At 66.3% G+C, this 13,786-nt stretch carries 14 protein-coding genes; 4 read left to right on the plus strand and 10 right to left on the minus strand.

Annotated features, from left to right (window positions below):
- Positions 1-327: 327 nt before the first annotated feature.
- Together J4709_RS11600 and J4709_RS11605 are read right to left on the minus strand one after the other, a co-directional pair.
- The gene (locus J4709_RS11600; protein WP_208240036.1) at positions 328-606 is read right to left on the minus strand and encodes a hypothetical protein; all 279 of its coding nucleotides are present in this window, start codon (positions 604-606) and stop codon (positions 328-330) included.
- Between the two features lie 94 nt (positions 607-700).
- Positions 701-931 carry a hypothetical protein gene (locus J4709_RS11605; RefSeq protein WP_208240038.1) on the minus strand — a complete coding sequence of 77 codons (231 nt, stop codon included), beginning with the start codon at positions 929-931 and terminating at the stop codon, positions 701-703.
- Between the two features lie 794 nt (positions 932-1,725).
- Here J4709_RS11605 and J4709_RS55510 point away from each other — a divergent pair.
- Both J4709_RS55510 and J4709_RS11615 read left to right on the plus strand, forming a co-directional pair.
- Positions 1,726-2,565, plus strand: a complete 840-nt coding sequence (locus J4709_RS55510) for a helix-turn-helix domain-containing protein (protein ID WP_208240040.1) — start codon at positions 1,726-1,728, stop codon at positions 2,563-2,565.
- Between the two features lie 67 nt (positions 2,566-2,632).
- Positions 2,633-3,214 (plus strand): dihydrofolate reductase family protein, encoded by a 582-nt coding sequence (locus J4709_RS11615; protein ID WP_208240041.1) that lies wholly within the window; start codon positions 2,633-2,635, stop codon positions 3,212-3,214.
- A 798-nt stretch (positions 3,215-4,012) separates the two neighbouring features.
- On the opposite strand, the gene J4709_RS11620 is transcribed toward J4709_RS11615, so the two are convergent.
- Positions 4,013-4,588 (minus strand): GNAT family N-acetyltransferase, encoded by a 576-nt coding sequence (locus tag J4709_RS11620; RefSeq protein ID WP_208240042.1) that lies wholly within the window; start codon positions 4,586-4,588, stop codon positions 4,013-4,015.
- 1,346 nt (positions 4,589-5,934) lie between these two features.
- Between J4709_RS11620 and J4709_RS11625 the strand changes: the two genes are divergently transcribed.
- The gene (locus J4709_RS11625) at positions 5,935-6,990 is read left to right on the plus strand and encodes a tetratricopeptide repeat protein (protein ID WP_208240043.1); all 1,056 of its coding nucleotides are present in this window, start codon (positions 5,935-5,937) and stop codon (positions 6,988-6,990) included.
- A gap of 70 nt (positions 6,991-7,060) precedes the next feature.
- Here J4709_RS11625 and J4709_RS56135 read toward each other — a convergent pair whose 3' ends face one another.
- Positions 7,061-7,564 (minus strand): TerB N-terminal domain-containing protein, encoded by a 504-nt coding sequence (locus J4709_RS56135; RefSeq protein ID WP_372442065.1) that lies wholly within the window; start codon positions 7,562-7,564, stop codon positions 7,061-7,063.
- Between the two features lie 3 nt (positions 7,565-7,567).
- On the minus strand, positions 7,568-8,002 hold the full coding sequence (locus J4709_RS56140; RefSeq protein ID WP_372442066.1) for a DUF4267 domain-containing protein: 435 nt from the start codon (positions 8,000-8,002) through the stop codon (positions 7,568-7,570).
- Between the two features lie 94 nt (positions 8,003-8,096).
- Here J4709_RS56140 and J4709_RS11635 point away from each other — a divergent pair, with 94 nt between their 5' ends.
- Positions 8,097-8,609 carry a TetR/AcrR family transcriptional regulator gene (locus tag J4709_RS11635; RefSeq protein WP_307801200.1) on the plus strand — a complete coding sequence of 171 codons (513 nt, stop codon included), beginning with the start codon at positions 8,097-8,099 and terminating at the stop codon, positions 8,607-8,609.
- A gap of 9 nt (positions 8,610-8,618) precedes the next feature.
- Here the strand turns inward: J4709_RS11635 and J4709_RS11640 are convergent, their stop codons facing one another.
- The 5 genes from J4709_RS11640 to J4709_RS55515 form a co-directional block, all read right to left on the minus strand.
- On the minus strand, positions 8,619-9,566 hold the full coding sequence (locus J4709_RS11640; RefSeq protein ID WP_208240045.1) for a hypothetical protein: 948 nt from the start codon (positions 9,564-9,566) through the stop codon (positions 8,619-8,621).
- Between the two features lie 97 nt (positions 9,567-9,663).
- Entirely contained in the window at positions 9,664-11,184 is a 1,521-nt protein-coding gene (locus J4709_RS11645) for a serine/threonine-protein kinase (RefSeq protein WP_208240046.1), read from the minus strand.
- A gap of 263 nt (positions 11,185-11,447) precedes the next feature.
- The gene (locus tag J4709_RS11650) at positions 11,448-11,951 is read right to left on the minus strand and encodes an aldo-keto reductase family protein (RefSeq protein WP_208240047.1); all 504 of its coding nucleotides are present in this window, start codon (positions 11,949-11,951) and stop codon (positions 11,448-11,450) included.
- A gap of 157 nt (positions 11,952-12,108) precedes the next feature.
- Complete coding sequence (locus J4709_RS11655) at positions 12,109-13,113, minus strand: metallophosphoesterase family protein (RefSeq protein ID WP_208240049.1); 1,005 nt, start codon at positions 13,111-13,113, stop codon at positions 12,109-12,111.
- A 92-nt stretch (positions 13,114-13,205) separates the two neighbouring features.
- Positions 13,206-13,784: a DUF5713 family protein gene (locus J4709_RS55515; protein WP_307801164.1), complete on the minus strand. Its 579-nt coding sequence runs from the start codon at positions 13,782-13,784 to the stop codon at positions 13,206-13,208.
- Between the last annotated feature and the right edge of the window lie 2 nt (positions 13,785-13,786).

A 13,786-nucleotide genomic window follows, 5' to 3' on the forward strand; every position in this document is an offset into this window, starting at 1 on the left:
ACGAGAGAGCACGGTGACGTGGCGGGTGTCGCCGCAGGCGACTTGCGGCGTGCCGGTGGGACCTTGGGTGTGGGCGTGACGCAGGTTGTTCACCTGTTCGACAAGATTCGGCGCGGCGTCGCTTATGACGCCTGCCAGTCGGCCGTCACCTACAGGCCCGAGGGCTATCCGAAAAGCCTATGAGTGCAGGAGCAAAAGCTTCTCGAAGGTGTCGACGGTTTCTTCTCCCTCAATATCTTCGCGAAAAGCCGTAGGGTGCGGCCGGAAAGCGGCCTGATCAAGGCTCAAGGCGCAAGGACGTGAGAGGAGCAGTCGAAGGGCGGAGCACTACGCCAGGTGATCGATGACATTGAGGTGCGAAGGATTCGCTCGGTCCGCGAACTCGGACTCCTCGAAGACGGCGACGGTGACCTGATGCGCGACATCCGTCAACGCCCGGCGGCGCTCTCGGACGAGCACGCCGGTGTTCGGCGAATCGGGCGCTCTGGACGACCGGGGGGCCGGCGCGGTGGGACGTGGGGCCAGGTGGAGCCCCACGATCGTGGCGGTGCTGCTGTACTCCGGCGCCTGGGTGGAGGAGTGCGCCTGCTTGGCGGCGGAGGACATCCCGGTGACCGCGCGGATATCACGCAGGTCGTGCTCGTGGCCGGGGTGCCCGGGTTGCGGGCCGCATCGCGCCGGTCGTCGCCTCGGCACTCGGCTACCGCCACAACACCACCAGCGAAGGGACGGCTCGATGGCTTTGATCGCTCGGCACGGCCCCGAGTGGACCTATATCGACCACCACCAGTTCTTTCTCATGGAGCCGGACCAGCAGGCCGACGTGCCTGAGGAAGCCGGACCGCTCATTTCCACTACCGGTGAAGCGGTCATCGTGCACACCGGAATCGCCAACGGCAACGTCGCGGTGCACATCGAGATCCACGACCACGAGCCGCCCTTGGACCATGCGGACTGGGAAGAAGTCGCCGAGGCCAGCGTGCAGGTGGAAGAAGGCCCACTTATGGTGCGCTGCCTAATGGAAGATCCACCAGACCTGCCGATGCTCACTCCGGCAGGGCCCGGCCACTACCGGGTCCGCGCACACGCTCGTGGCCGCGACATCGCATACGACGGATGTCGCGATCACAGGAGGTCTATCTCTTCCAGATCTGGTCGGCTCCCCACCTGCCGTTGCACCTGCTCAAACAGACCGATCTGTGCGGCAAGGGCCTGCGCCGCCCTCGACACCTCTCCTAGGAGTAGCTACTCCGGTCTTCAACCGACGCGCGATACGACAGACCGCCGGTCACAGGGCCAGTCGGCCCTCGTCTTCAGGCGACCGGCAATGCCCACGGGCACGGAGCGGCAGCCTGGCGACCGCGCATCGCTACGTCACCGAGGTCTTCGTGCTGCCGGCCGAGCGGGCACCAGATCTGCGCGAGGCGACGCGAACCGTCCAGCGGAAGGCCTACGCCATCCAGGACGGCGCCCACCGGCACGGCGTGAACATCCACTCCTGGCCGACCCGCGCGGCCGACTGGTCCGAGTGTCAGCGGTACTGCCGGGCTTGACGCACGACCTCACCGCCGATCCAAGACACCCTCGCCCTACCCGAATGGGAGAACACCCTGACCGACGCCTGGACCTCACCGCTGCGTAACGCCGGACGCACGCCCGTTCCGGCGGCAGCGCGGCTGGACCATCTCGGCATGATGCCAGCGGGGCGTCGGCGATGCTGGACGCGTGGAGTACGTGTCCAGAGTGCCGCGCCCGCCGCTGGACGGGCTCATCGACGATCTTTACTACCTGGAGGGTGCGCCGCCGTACGCCCGGCTGACGCTGCCGCCGATGCCGGCGGCGCTGCTCATCGTCAACCTCGGGGCGCCGTTCCGCATCCGCGCCGGCACCGATATCGAGACGGCCGAATACGCTGACGGCTGCGTGGTCACCACGCCCACCCGCGCGTTGGAGTTCGGGTACCCACTCCGGACCCGGTCCGTCGGCGTGCACTTCAAGCCGTGGGGGCTGGCGCTGTTCCTGCCGATGCCCGCGGCCGAGCTGTGTGACCGGCCGGTGACGGTAGAGCAGGTCTGGGGCCGGCCCGCCATTGCTGAGCTGCGAGACCGGCTGGCCACGGCGGACGGCCCGCACGAGATGCTGACGCTGCTTCAGGAGGAGCTGATGCGTCGGCTGTGTGAGACCGCCGGCCTCGGTCTGGTCCGCCATGTGAGTAGCGTCATCGCGGCGACCAGCGGGGCGGTGGCGATCGGCGACCTTAGCGTGGCAGCCGGTGTCAGCAGCACTCATCTGGCACAGCGGTTCAAGGAGCTCATCGGCGTCACGCCGAAGCGGCTGGCCCGCACCCACCGCTTCGCCGCCACCGTGTTCGCGATCGACCCTGCCGGACCGATCGACTGGAGCGATCTAGCCGGTGGCGCAGGCTACTTCGACCAGGCCCACTTCGGCCACGAGTTCCGGGCGTTCACCGGGCTCACGCCGACCCGGTACCTCGAAGTCCGGCGGCGGTTCCTGCACGAACATCCCGGCCACGTACTGGACAGCTGGCCACTGCCGACCGATTGATTTCTTACAAGAGCGACACCCCACGAATCGCTAATTTGGGGGGATCCCCAAAGCAGAGGAGAGCCCCGTGGGCAAGGTGGTCATGTACAGCTCGGTGTCGGTGGACGGCTTCATCGCGGACGAGAATGACCAGCCCGGACCGCTGTTCGACTGGTTGTCCAGCGGTGACGTCCCGTTGGACGAGAGCGGCGAGGTGAAGGTGTCGCAGACGTCCTACGACTACACCCGGCCGTACTGGGACCAGATCGGAGTCACGATCGTAGGCCGCCACGTCTTCGACCTGACGGACGGCTGGGACGGGAACCCGCCGAGCGGCATCGACCACGTGGTCGTCGTGACGCACCGGCCGGAGCCCGAGGGCTGGGACCCCGAGGCGCCGTTTCACTTCGTCGGCGGCGTCAAGGCAGCCGTGGCCAAGGCGCAGGAGCTTGCGGGTGACCGAATGGTCGAGGTCGCCGCCGGCGACGTCGGTGGCCAGGTACTTGCCGCGGGCCTGATCGACGAGGTGCGCATGGACGTCGTACCCGTCGTGTTCGGGGCCGGCAAGCGCTACTTCGGGTCGGTCCACGCGCAGCACCTTCTGGAAGACCCTGACGTGGCGATTCAGAGCAACCGGGTGCTTCACCTGCGTTATCGGGTGCGCCGTTGACCGATCTGAGCGGGTGCACAAAGACATCCGTTATGAACGGTGACACAGGATCGGGGCCTCCGGCTGCGTTCGCGCATCGCTGTCCTTGGTCGGGCAACCGACGCCGATCCGCCCAAACACCTCATTTGCGGCAAGTTCAACTCAAGATCACCGGTTGCCGGTTTCCCGTCGTATCTCGGCAGACCCCGAACGGACTCGGCCTAAGCGTGGCCTCGAGACTTTGGCCCGATCAACGCGCCGACGTCACCCTCCGACCAGAGCTTCTGATAACGCGAGGGCGATCTAGGGTGGCAGCACCAAGCGGTACCCGAGGTGCTCACCACGATCCGCAGCGCTGAAGCGAGCCGCGCTGGACGGCGACACCCGTCGCGCCTACGACTCCATTAATCGCCTGGCTGGATGCTGGCGGCCCCGACAGCGACCCTCACCGAAGCACACGACCGGGACTTCGCCGTCAGCAACTACAAGAGCATATGAAGACCGTGCTGCGCCGCGCGTCGAATACCGTCAACGCCGACCTCACCGCGTTGACCACTTCTTCACCCAGCTCGGACTCTGCCCCGCCGTGAGCGGGTCGGCGGCGGCGCGATGCGGCTGACGCTCTGGTACCGGCCGTTTCGATGCCTGACCGCGCACGGCGACCAGGCGATCCTGACTCGCTGCCGCGACAAGGAGAAGGGCCGGCGCTGGAAACTACGCTGAGCCGACCACCCGGTCCGTTCCGTTGGGACCGGACAGCGGGCGGTCCTGCTTCGCCCTTCGGCATAGCTCTAGGAGTTCCGGCCGTCTCCGCCGTAATCACTCGGGAGCGGTCCATTCCTCGGCTAGGAGCGCGTATGAGAGACCGTCGAGCCATCCCTTGGTGCGGTGGAGAGAGTCACTCACCGTGTGCTGTTCGCGGCGCATCCCTACCCGCTCCATCAGCCGCCACGAGGGTTCGTTGTCGTAGAAGCAGTCCGCGTGCAGGCGGCGCAGGCCAAGTCTCCCGAAGGCGATGTCGATGAGGCCGCGTACCGCTTCGGTGGCGTAGCCCTTGCCGCCGTAGGAGGGATCGATCGTCCACCCGAGCTCTCCTTGGACGCTTTTCGCCTGGTCAGCGACCTCCTCCTGGGCCCAGGCGTCCTGGACCTGCAGCATCAGATCGCCGATCACCCGGCCGTCCAGTTCGACGATGAGCACGTCCGCGAGCCGCTCCTCGCGGAGAAAACGCTCACGGTAGTCGTCGAACGTCGTCGTGGCGGCCCCAACCCATTCGTGGACCTCCGGCAGCTTCCGGAATGCCCAGGTCGCGTCCAGATCGTCGGGGGTGGCTCGGCGCAACAGCAGTCGCTCGGTGGTAATCGGCCAGTCCAGCGTGTCAAGAGGGTGACGCATGGGCCTCATGCTGGCAGAGGGCCGTGGTGACACACAAAGTGGATTACTGCGGGCGACGTCGCAGCAACGACGCGGAGATCGCCTGACAGGAACCGGCAGGACCAGGGCGGCGGGGCTGGTCGGGTGTCACAGGACGGGCGGGGTTGTCGGTTCCGTCTGGTGGGCGTCGCTGAGGTCGTTGGCGACGGCGTGGAAGTCCTTGGGGAGGCTGTAGTCGTGGTTGCTGGGGATTGCGGGCGCCGACCTTGTCCAGGCTGGCGCGGATGGCCGCACCGGTTGCGCCCGGGGGTGTTGTGGCGGATGCGGCTTCTGGCGCGGCCGGACACGGTGCTGCGCTGCACCGTGACCTGATTGCGGGCCGACGCGCTGCCCGCTCGAAACCCAAGCGGCCCGGCAACCCGCCGACCGTCCGCTCCGTCCGCCCTTGTCCTCCGCTTGGTGTGGGAGAACCTGGGTTGGGCTACCTGCGGGGACACTGCGAGTTGCTGGTGCTCGGTATCGAGGTCGCGGCCTCCACCGTCTGGAGATCCTCAAGGACGCCGGCGTCGATCCGGCGCCCGAGCGTGCCTCCCGCCGGCTGGGTCGGCTTCCGGCGCTCCGAGGGCGAGGCGCTGCCGGCGTGTGACGTCCTGGAGACCGTGACCTTCACCGGCGCCCGCATGTACGTGCTAGCGGTCATCGAGCATCGCACTCGCCGCATCCGAGTTCCGGATGCTATTGCTCACCCGACCGCGTCGTAGGTGACACAGACGGTCCGGAACCTGGTCATGGACCTTGAGGACCCGGCTGCCGGCCACGGTTCCTGGTTCGCGGCCGGGACGGCATCTTCGCTGAGGTGTTCGACGCCGTGCTGGCCGATTCCAGCATCCAGGCAACGCTGACCGGGGTGGCGAGGATGAACGTGGCGATAGCACGGTGGGTGCTGACCTGCCGGCGTGAGCTCTTGGACGGCACGTTGATCTGGAACCAGGGTCGCCGGTCCTCCGCGAGCGAGACCCCTCGGGCGTCGCGAGGACGCCTCGGCCTGCTCCACCCGGAGCCGGTCTCCATCGGCAAACTCAACGACGTCTGCGAGGCCATCGAGATCTGCCGCACCGCCCGCACCGGGCATCTCGCCGGTGTTCACCCGCCACCAGAACAACCTGGAGTCCGTGCTCACCTACGAAGGCGCGCACGGTACCGACCGAGTACGCTCCCGTGCTCGGTCGAGGAGTTCCTGGCATCCTTGGTAATGCTGGCGGTCTTGATTCGCACAGCAGGGGACTATGCCTCGGTACCGGCGCCGGTTTGGAACTCAAAGTGGGTGTAGCAACGTGGAAGATGAGCCACTAGCGCGCGCTGCGTCCATGGTCGGCGTTGACGTAGAGGAAGCCAAACGGCTTTATCGCGAAGCGACCAGAGGAGGCGTTGCTGGCGCGGCGCGCGCCTATGCTCAACTTCTGATCGACCTCGATGACTTTAGCGAGGCGGAAGATGTGCTGCGCAAGTCCGTCGATGCAGGAGAACTGTCCAATCGCGGCTTGTTGGCCAATGTACTGGTTTACATGTACCGCGAGGTCGAGGCGATGCAGATTCTGAGCACCGCCTTCCGGGAAGGTGAGATCGGTGCGGCGCTGCAGGCTGCGACCATCTTTGCGGAGATTCTAGATGACCGAGAACAAGCCGAGATGTGGTACAGGCTCGCGGTGCGATCAGGTGATCCCGATGCCAAAAATGATTACGGAGACTTCCTGAGAGGGGACGAAGCGCGGCTGGATGAGGCAGAGAGGCTTCTTCGGGAGGCCATGGCGGGCGGGGACCCCTTGGCGCCCGGAAATCTCGGAAGGCTGGAGATCGACCGAGGCAATTATGGTGTTGCGGTAGATCTGCTTCTCCAGAGCTTGGCTTCGGGGTGCGAGACTGTTCTATTGCCGCTTGCTGAAGCCGAAACGCGGCTTGGGAACGACGACAAGGCTCGCGAGTACTTCAAGCAGGCTCGCGATCGCCGGGTGCCCAATGCGCGCCTGGCTTATGCGCGATTTCTCGCTGATCGTCTTAAGGGAGGAGCGGCGGACGAGGCGGAGCGAGAATTTCTCATCGCAGTAGAAGAAGACGGCTCAAGGGAAGCGGAGGCCAGTTTTTATTACGGTCTCTTTCTTGAAGGCGAAGACAGGGGTGACGCTGCGGTCAGGGCTTACCTGCGTGCAGCACGGAAGAACAATGAAGCCGCTCAGCATAATCTCGCGCTGATCTATCTTGATCGCGGCGACTTGGAGAAGGCTGAGAAGTATTTCAGGAAGGCTGTGGAAGCCGGTTGCGGTGAGGCCCTGTCTTCTTATCTGGATATGCTCAATGGTCAGGGCAGGTTCAAGGAGGCGGCATCGCTGCAGCGCGGATCAGATTCTCCACATGCGGCGCGCTGATCTCTCTGCGTCGGCGGGTTGGTCTGTGCGGTGGTCTTTCCACGCGCCTGTGAGGCTTTGATGTACGTGGTCACGAGTTTGAATCGTGAGTTCGAGCGCATTGGCGGTTTCCTGTAGAAGTGGCACGTGCCGTTCGAACATTTCGGGCGTCAGTGCGGCTGCCGCAGATGAACAAGAACGCATATCCGACCGACACGTCCCGGTGCCGTCGCCCGGCCTGCAGCCAGCGCAGGTAAGCCGCACGGCACCTCGGCGCGATCTCCGAGTAGCAGGGCCGGTGACCCAGGCCCTCTCCCGCCCAGTCCGGTGCACTCCGGTCGACCGGAAGCAGCGGGTCGATCAGTGCGGGCTCAACGCCGTCCCTCGACAAAGGCCGGCATCCACATAAAGCATGCCGTCTGGGACCGCACGATCCCCGACTCAGCACGCTTCTCCAGGCGCCACCCAACTTGCCGTTGCGTCCCCCTGCACTGGAGGCTGCTCGGTCCCCAACGTCACCTCCCACCCCCTCAACCTGCGCATCGTCCGCCCGCGCCAGGAGGCAGACACGATGCGTAAGAGACGACGCCCCCACCGGCTACGCGGATGACATGGCTGCACCAAGAACCGTGTTGAGCCGATACGCCGCCGTTCTGCTGGCTTTCCCGGTGGGCGCTGGCCAGCAGGGACCGGCGCGCGCCAAGGGGGCCCGGGCGGGGCCCCCTTGGCACAGGATGCCCAGGACCAGGGCCAAGACGACGTCACGGACTCCCTTGGTGATCAGGAAGCCGCCGCCGCCACCGGACGGCGGGCTCGGCAGTCCGAAGCCCAGCGTCGCCGTCTCCGGGCTCAGGATGAACTCCGTCCCGAACCAGAGGATGTGGCGCTCGTTGGCTCCGGCGGTCGCCGCTCCCGCCGCCGGCCTCACGACCGGGCGTCGCCTGGGGCGACGTGCATGTCTGGGGCGTGGAAGTAGGTGCCCCTGCGGCCTTTGGTGTGCTTGCTGTGATAGCTCTGCCCGATTTCCTGGCATACGGGATCGCCGGAGTGGGTGATTCCGCTGTGCTGGATGCGGGCGAGGGCGGCGTTGAATTCCTGTTCGGCGTTTCGACGTCACCCGCGCCTCGATCCTCGCCGCGGCCCGCGAGCGGTTCGCGGCGGGCGGCTACGAGAAGGCGACCATCCGGGCCATCGCGCGCGACGCGGAGATCGACCCGTCGATGGTGATGCGCTACTACGGCAACAAGGCGGGTCTGTTCGCGGCGGCCGTCTCGATCGACCCTGGCCTGCCCGTCGAACCGCGCGAGGAGATCGGCCGTACGCTGGTGCGCCAGTTTCTCACCCTGTGGGAGGAGAGCGGGGAACTCACCGCGCTGATACGGGTCGGCGCCACCGACCCGGCCGCCGCCGAGCGCATGCAGACCGTGCCGCGCGACCAGTTGATCCCGCTGGCCCGCGGAGTGGGCCCCGAGCCGGAGGAGGCGCCGGCGCGGGCGGCGCTGTGCGCCTCGACTGTGCTGGGGCTCGCGTTGACGCGCTACGTGTTGCGGTTCCGGGCGGGCGTGGCGCTCGGCTGCGAGGAGATCGTGGACTGGCTCGGCCCCACGATCCAGCGCTATCTCACCGCACCCACGCCCTGAAGCGCGCGTTCAGGCTTCCTCGATCACGCGAACGCGGGGTGGCCGCAGGTCCCTCGGATCGATGGTCAATGCGATGCGCTCGCGATTTCGAATGGCGATGAGGTCTTCTTCCCATCCGCCTTCACGCAGTTCGGCATCCGTCATGATCAGGTCTTCGTTGTTGCGGCTTGTGGCTGCCAGATGCCCGATGAATCCGTGGGGTAGTCGCTCGACGATCCAGTCTGGCCATGCGGCGGCTACCTTCGCTGCGAGTTGAGGTGGGACGCTCTCCGTCGTCCAGTAGCGAAGCCGGCGTGAGGGAAGATCGACGATTGCGCCGGCGTTAACGGTCTGCTCGGCCGGCATAGGGTACGGCGCGCGAGCAAGCAGCGACGCCGTGAGAGATGCGTCGTGATGCGCCAAGAATGGCACGATATCGTTAACGGCGAGCTGATAATCCATGACGATATCGTCGGATCCGATAACGCTCACCACAGCGGTTGCCGGAGCGAACCAGTCTGCGATCGTCTCGTGGTAGAGAACCGAAATCTCTCGCTCGCCGGGATTCCAGTCGACGAACCAGCCGTCCCGAGAGGTCAACGCTGCGTCCAGTGGAGTTGCCTCCGTTGCGGCCGGCGTTACGACCGCCGGCCTGGCCTCCGGCACCATCTCGACAAGAGCCTCGCGTCCGCTCCATGCATAACCGACATCCCAGCCGGACCATCCAGGAGCCGAAGCCAGCCGCGCCGCAGTGCTTTCAAGGTAACTCACACCCGGCTGCAGAGTTTGAAGGCCGCAGCCGAAAAAGCGATACCGATGACCGACGAAATCGAGCACGACACCACGGCAGAACCACGAGTCCACGAGATCACGTGCGGAGTCGTCGCTCACCGCCACGCCACCGCGCAAGATCGACTCGGCGATCCGGATGCGATCGCCTTCCTCGGCGAGGAACCAGTCCCCCCACTTCTCGCCCATCGTCCAGCATGATCCGTCTTCGGCCCGCAAGACGTAAGCGGTCCAACATCCCATTCCAGATCTCCTCGCGGCGCATTCGCCCAGGCCGTTGGAATCACTACGGCAACGACACCTCGGTGTCGGGCAAACGATGAGCGTCCGCCGCCCGGCGGGTCGCGATCTCGCGGATGCAGTACGTCGCGATGGCCAGAACGGCAGGGAGGACCGTGCCCGGTTCCGGGCGGACGAAGGCGATGTAGGGGGTGACGGTGACGGAGTGGTCCAACGCGGTGGCTCCGGTGTCGAGCACCGCGACGACATTGAAGGCCACGAGCGCATAGCCCGCTCTACGGATCCAGAGTCCGGTCCGCGGCGTGAGCGCGGCGGCGAAGGCGAGCAGGCTCACCAGAGCGACGGTGGAGACGGCCAGCGTCCACCAGTACTGTCCGTAGCCGCCCTGTTCCTCAGCCGTACCCGCGATCACCGCGCCGTAGATGCCGAACAGGAGCAGAGGCAGGACGAACCGGGTCACTTTCGTCACCGCCGCACGCCGGCCCGGATGCGACATGAGAACGAAATAGCCGATGAGCCAAGCCGTGGCGACGGTGACCGCGAGGGTGCCTGTCGCTGCGTCGCGGGCGTCGGAGACACCGTTCACGTTGATCGAGACCAGTACGGCGGTCGCCACCACGATCAGCAGCCATACCGTGCCCGGCAGCCAGGGCCCGCCCACCGATGTGCTCTTGGTCGTCGAAGACGGGGGGACGTCGTCTTGCCGCGTGAGCACCTTGGTGGGCGCCCGGTCGAGTTGCACCAGGGCACGGGAGACGTCGGCGGCCGATTCGTATCGCTCAGCCGGGTCCTTCCTCAGAAGTCTGTGTACGAGAACGTCCCACGAGCCGGGGATATCGGGCCGCACCGAACTGGGAGCGGGTGGTTCCTGGCTGAGATGGGCCGTCAGATAGCCGACGCTGTCGGGTGCCTGGAAGGGCAGTCGGCCGGTGATCAGCTCGAACAGCAGGCACCCGAGTGCGTAGAGGTCGCTGCCGGGTTCCGGGTAGCCGCGTGCCTGCTCGGGGGCCATGTAAGGGGGAGTGCCGACGATGAACCCGGTCTGGGTGAGACGGTCGCCGGTGGCGTAGGGGTCGACCGCCCGCGCGACGCCGAAGTCGAGGACCTTCACCGCTCCGGTCTGCGTGATGAAGACGTTGGACGGCTTGATGTCCCGGTGCATCACGCCCGCCGCATGCGCCTCGGTCAAGGCTTCGCAGACCTGCGCGCCCCACCGGGCCGCGTCCTCCAGGCTGACGTCGCCCCGGGCCAGCTTTGCGTCCAGGCCCTCGCCCCGGACCAGTTCCATCACCAGAAACGGGGCGTTGCCGTTCTCGGGACCGCTCTCGCCAAGATCGTGGACGGTCACGATGTGCGGATGTTGCAGACGGGCCGTGATCCGGGCCTCCCGCAGGAACCGGGCACGCGCCTCACTCGCGCGGCTTCCGCCCCCGCCGAGCAGCGAGATCACCTTGACCGCGACCCGCCGGTCCAGCGTCTCGTCCTGTGCCTCCCAGACCTCGCCCATGCCGCCCTCGCCGAGTTGCCGCACCAGCCGGTAGCGGCCTCCCAGGAGCTGATCCCGCACTGTGACCCCTCACCCTCGGCTTCGCCCGCCCGATCATGCCACGCCGCCTGCGGCTACGCCTTGCGCCGACGGCTTGAGCCGGGCTTCGGCTCAGGGCGGCGAGGCCGTCGCGGAAGATGCTCGTGAGGAGGGCGACCACTTCTTCGTCGGTCGCGCCATCGGGGACGAACCGTCCCGACCATTGGACCTCGGCTGCGGCCTCTTGGACGGTCACCGGATGCATTCGCATGGTCGAGATGTAGATGACGTCGCCGTCAGGTTCTTCAACCGCCGGACGCGTCCTCAGACGCCTTCCGGAAGTGGCGCCTGGGGGCTGACGAGGCCGGACTGGCGCAGCACTGCAGGGCGGCCGCCTTGATGCTCCCCCCGGGCCGGTCGGCGATCTCCCTGAGACGCCGCACCTTCTCGATGATCTCGGGGAAGGCGTCCGCGTACTCGAAGTGGGTGCCGTCAGCGAGGACCCCGGAGCTGCAGGGGCCGCCGACGATCATGTCGACGCCCTGTTCGGCGGCCATGGGCAGGAGCCGCTGTAACGCGTGTGCGTGGTCGAGCAGCGTGTAGCGCCCTGCCAGCAGGAACCCGTTGGGCCGGGGCTCGTCCAGGGCGAGCGTCATCTCGATGGGCTCGGTGTGGTTGACGCCGAGTCCCCATGCCTCGATGACGCCCTCGTCGCGCAGGCGGGATCTCGAAGACGTTGTCCTGCGATCCCTGAGGGCCGGTTGATTCAGGGCCACTACCGCTGTGGTCGTGCGCGCGCCGACGACCACTGCTCGTTCTCCCTCCGCTCCAGGCATCACTACGACCGGGGACGTCGAGACTGCTCACGGGCAATCGGCAGTGGAGGAACCCGCGTGGCCCAGATGGCCGGCCGCTGCGTGTCGAGCCCGGGCTTCTCCGCCCCGGCGGTTTCAAGGGACGTCGGCGTCATTCGGGCAGATCGGCTACGACCAGGCCAAACGCGGTCGCGAGGTCGATTGTCTTGCGGGGTGTTGAGCATTGCCTGGCCAGGCTTGTCTGGTCGAGGCGGCCGTCACGTGCTTGGAACAGGAACCGTGCGGCGGGATGTTGCCGTAGTTCTTCCTTGGTGAGGTTGCCGGCGATGCGGTGTGCTGCGGCAGCCAGGGCAGGAAACGACGACTGCAGTTCCGCGGACCAGGCAGCGACTGTCTCTAGCCAACTGCGCACGGCGATGTCAGGTGTCGAGGAGAACCTTGAGATCGCCTCAGCCAGTTCGGGCCAGGTGAAGTCACGCCAGGGCTTGGTCTTCAGGACGGGCAACTGCCATCGGCGCTTGGCGATCGACCAATGATCCGCGTGCGCCTGCACCGAGTGCACCGTGAAATCCGGCACGCATAGTGCGGTCAGGTTCCAGCCATGGCAAGCGCCGGTGTCCAAGCCGAAGATCCTGCCGTCCCGAATCATCGGCTCATGCCCGGTTACGTGATGTCCGAACACGATCGGCTTGGTGTCGGTGTAGTGATGGTGCCAGTGGCTGTCGGGGAACAGCGCGGCGAGTTCTCGTTCGCCGCTGGTCGAGCCGCAGAGGATCTCTTCCTTCTGGTCGGCCAGCGGGATTCCTGCCAGCATCGCGGCGTGGACAACGCGGACATGGTCGTTCTCGAAGTAGTACGGCAGTGTCCGCATCCAGTCGACTGTTTCGGCGTAGCGCTCGCCCAGCTGCAGACGCGTGATTTCTTGCGCATAGGAGAAGATGCCGCGCACATGCTTGCGCTCGTGATTGCCCATGACCACGACCGAGTTCGGGCGCTCGCGGAAAAGACCGACCACCTCACGCGGCGCTGGACCACGGTCGACCAGATCGCCGACGCTGACCAACAGGTCGTCCGGGTGGAGATCGACTTTCTCAAGCAGTTCGAGCAATTCGTCGAAACAGCCGTGGATGTCGCCGATGATGACGGTGCGCCGCATCCGGGCGAGCCTAGGCAGGCATCGGTTCGGCGCGCAAAGGATTTTCCGAGGAGCCGGGTATGGTCGCTGGTCATAGGCTTCCGGGCGTGGTTTCACCAGTCTCGGGTAGCGATCAGTTCCTCGATGTCGGCGCCGTCGAAGCCGTAGGCGGTGGCCACGAACCAGAACTCTTCGCCGATCACGTCGCGGGCGACCGTCTCGATCTCGCTGCCGGCCGCATCGAACTCCTCCTGCAGGGCGTTGAACTCGTCGGTCGCGGCGTGCGTCAGCGCGTAGAGCGCCGCCAGATCGGCGGGCTGCTCGGTCTCGATCCGCCCGCACAGACTCAGCAGGATCGCTTTGCCCTTGTCGACGAGGTGATCCGGGAAGTACCCGTCGTTGTACATCCCGGTGAGGAACTCGTGCTCGAGCACCTTCTGGTTCGTCACAGCCACCACAATTGCCCCCTTGTCTGCCATACGGGTCTCTGGCACATGCTGCACGGCGCCACTGACAACACCGGTCCTGATCTCCTGGGGGCGCGGAGCCCACTGGCCGACGACGCGGGTGTCGGTGCGAGCAGCCGGGGCGGTGACCGCGATGGCGTGCCCGGCCGAGGTGATTCGGAAAGCGCAGCGCGGCTTCTTGTCGCCTAGGGCGTGTATCGAAAACGGATCTCGAGCTGTGAACACGG

This window comes from Actinomadura violacea (genome assembly GCF_017573465.1).
GTDB lineage: Bacteria > Actinomycetota > Actinomycetes > Streptosporangiales > Streptosporangiaceae > Spirillospora > Spirillospora violacea.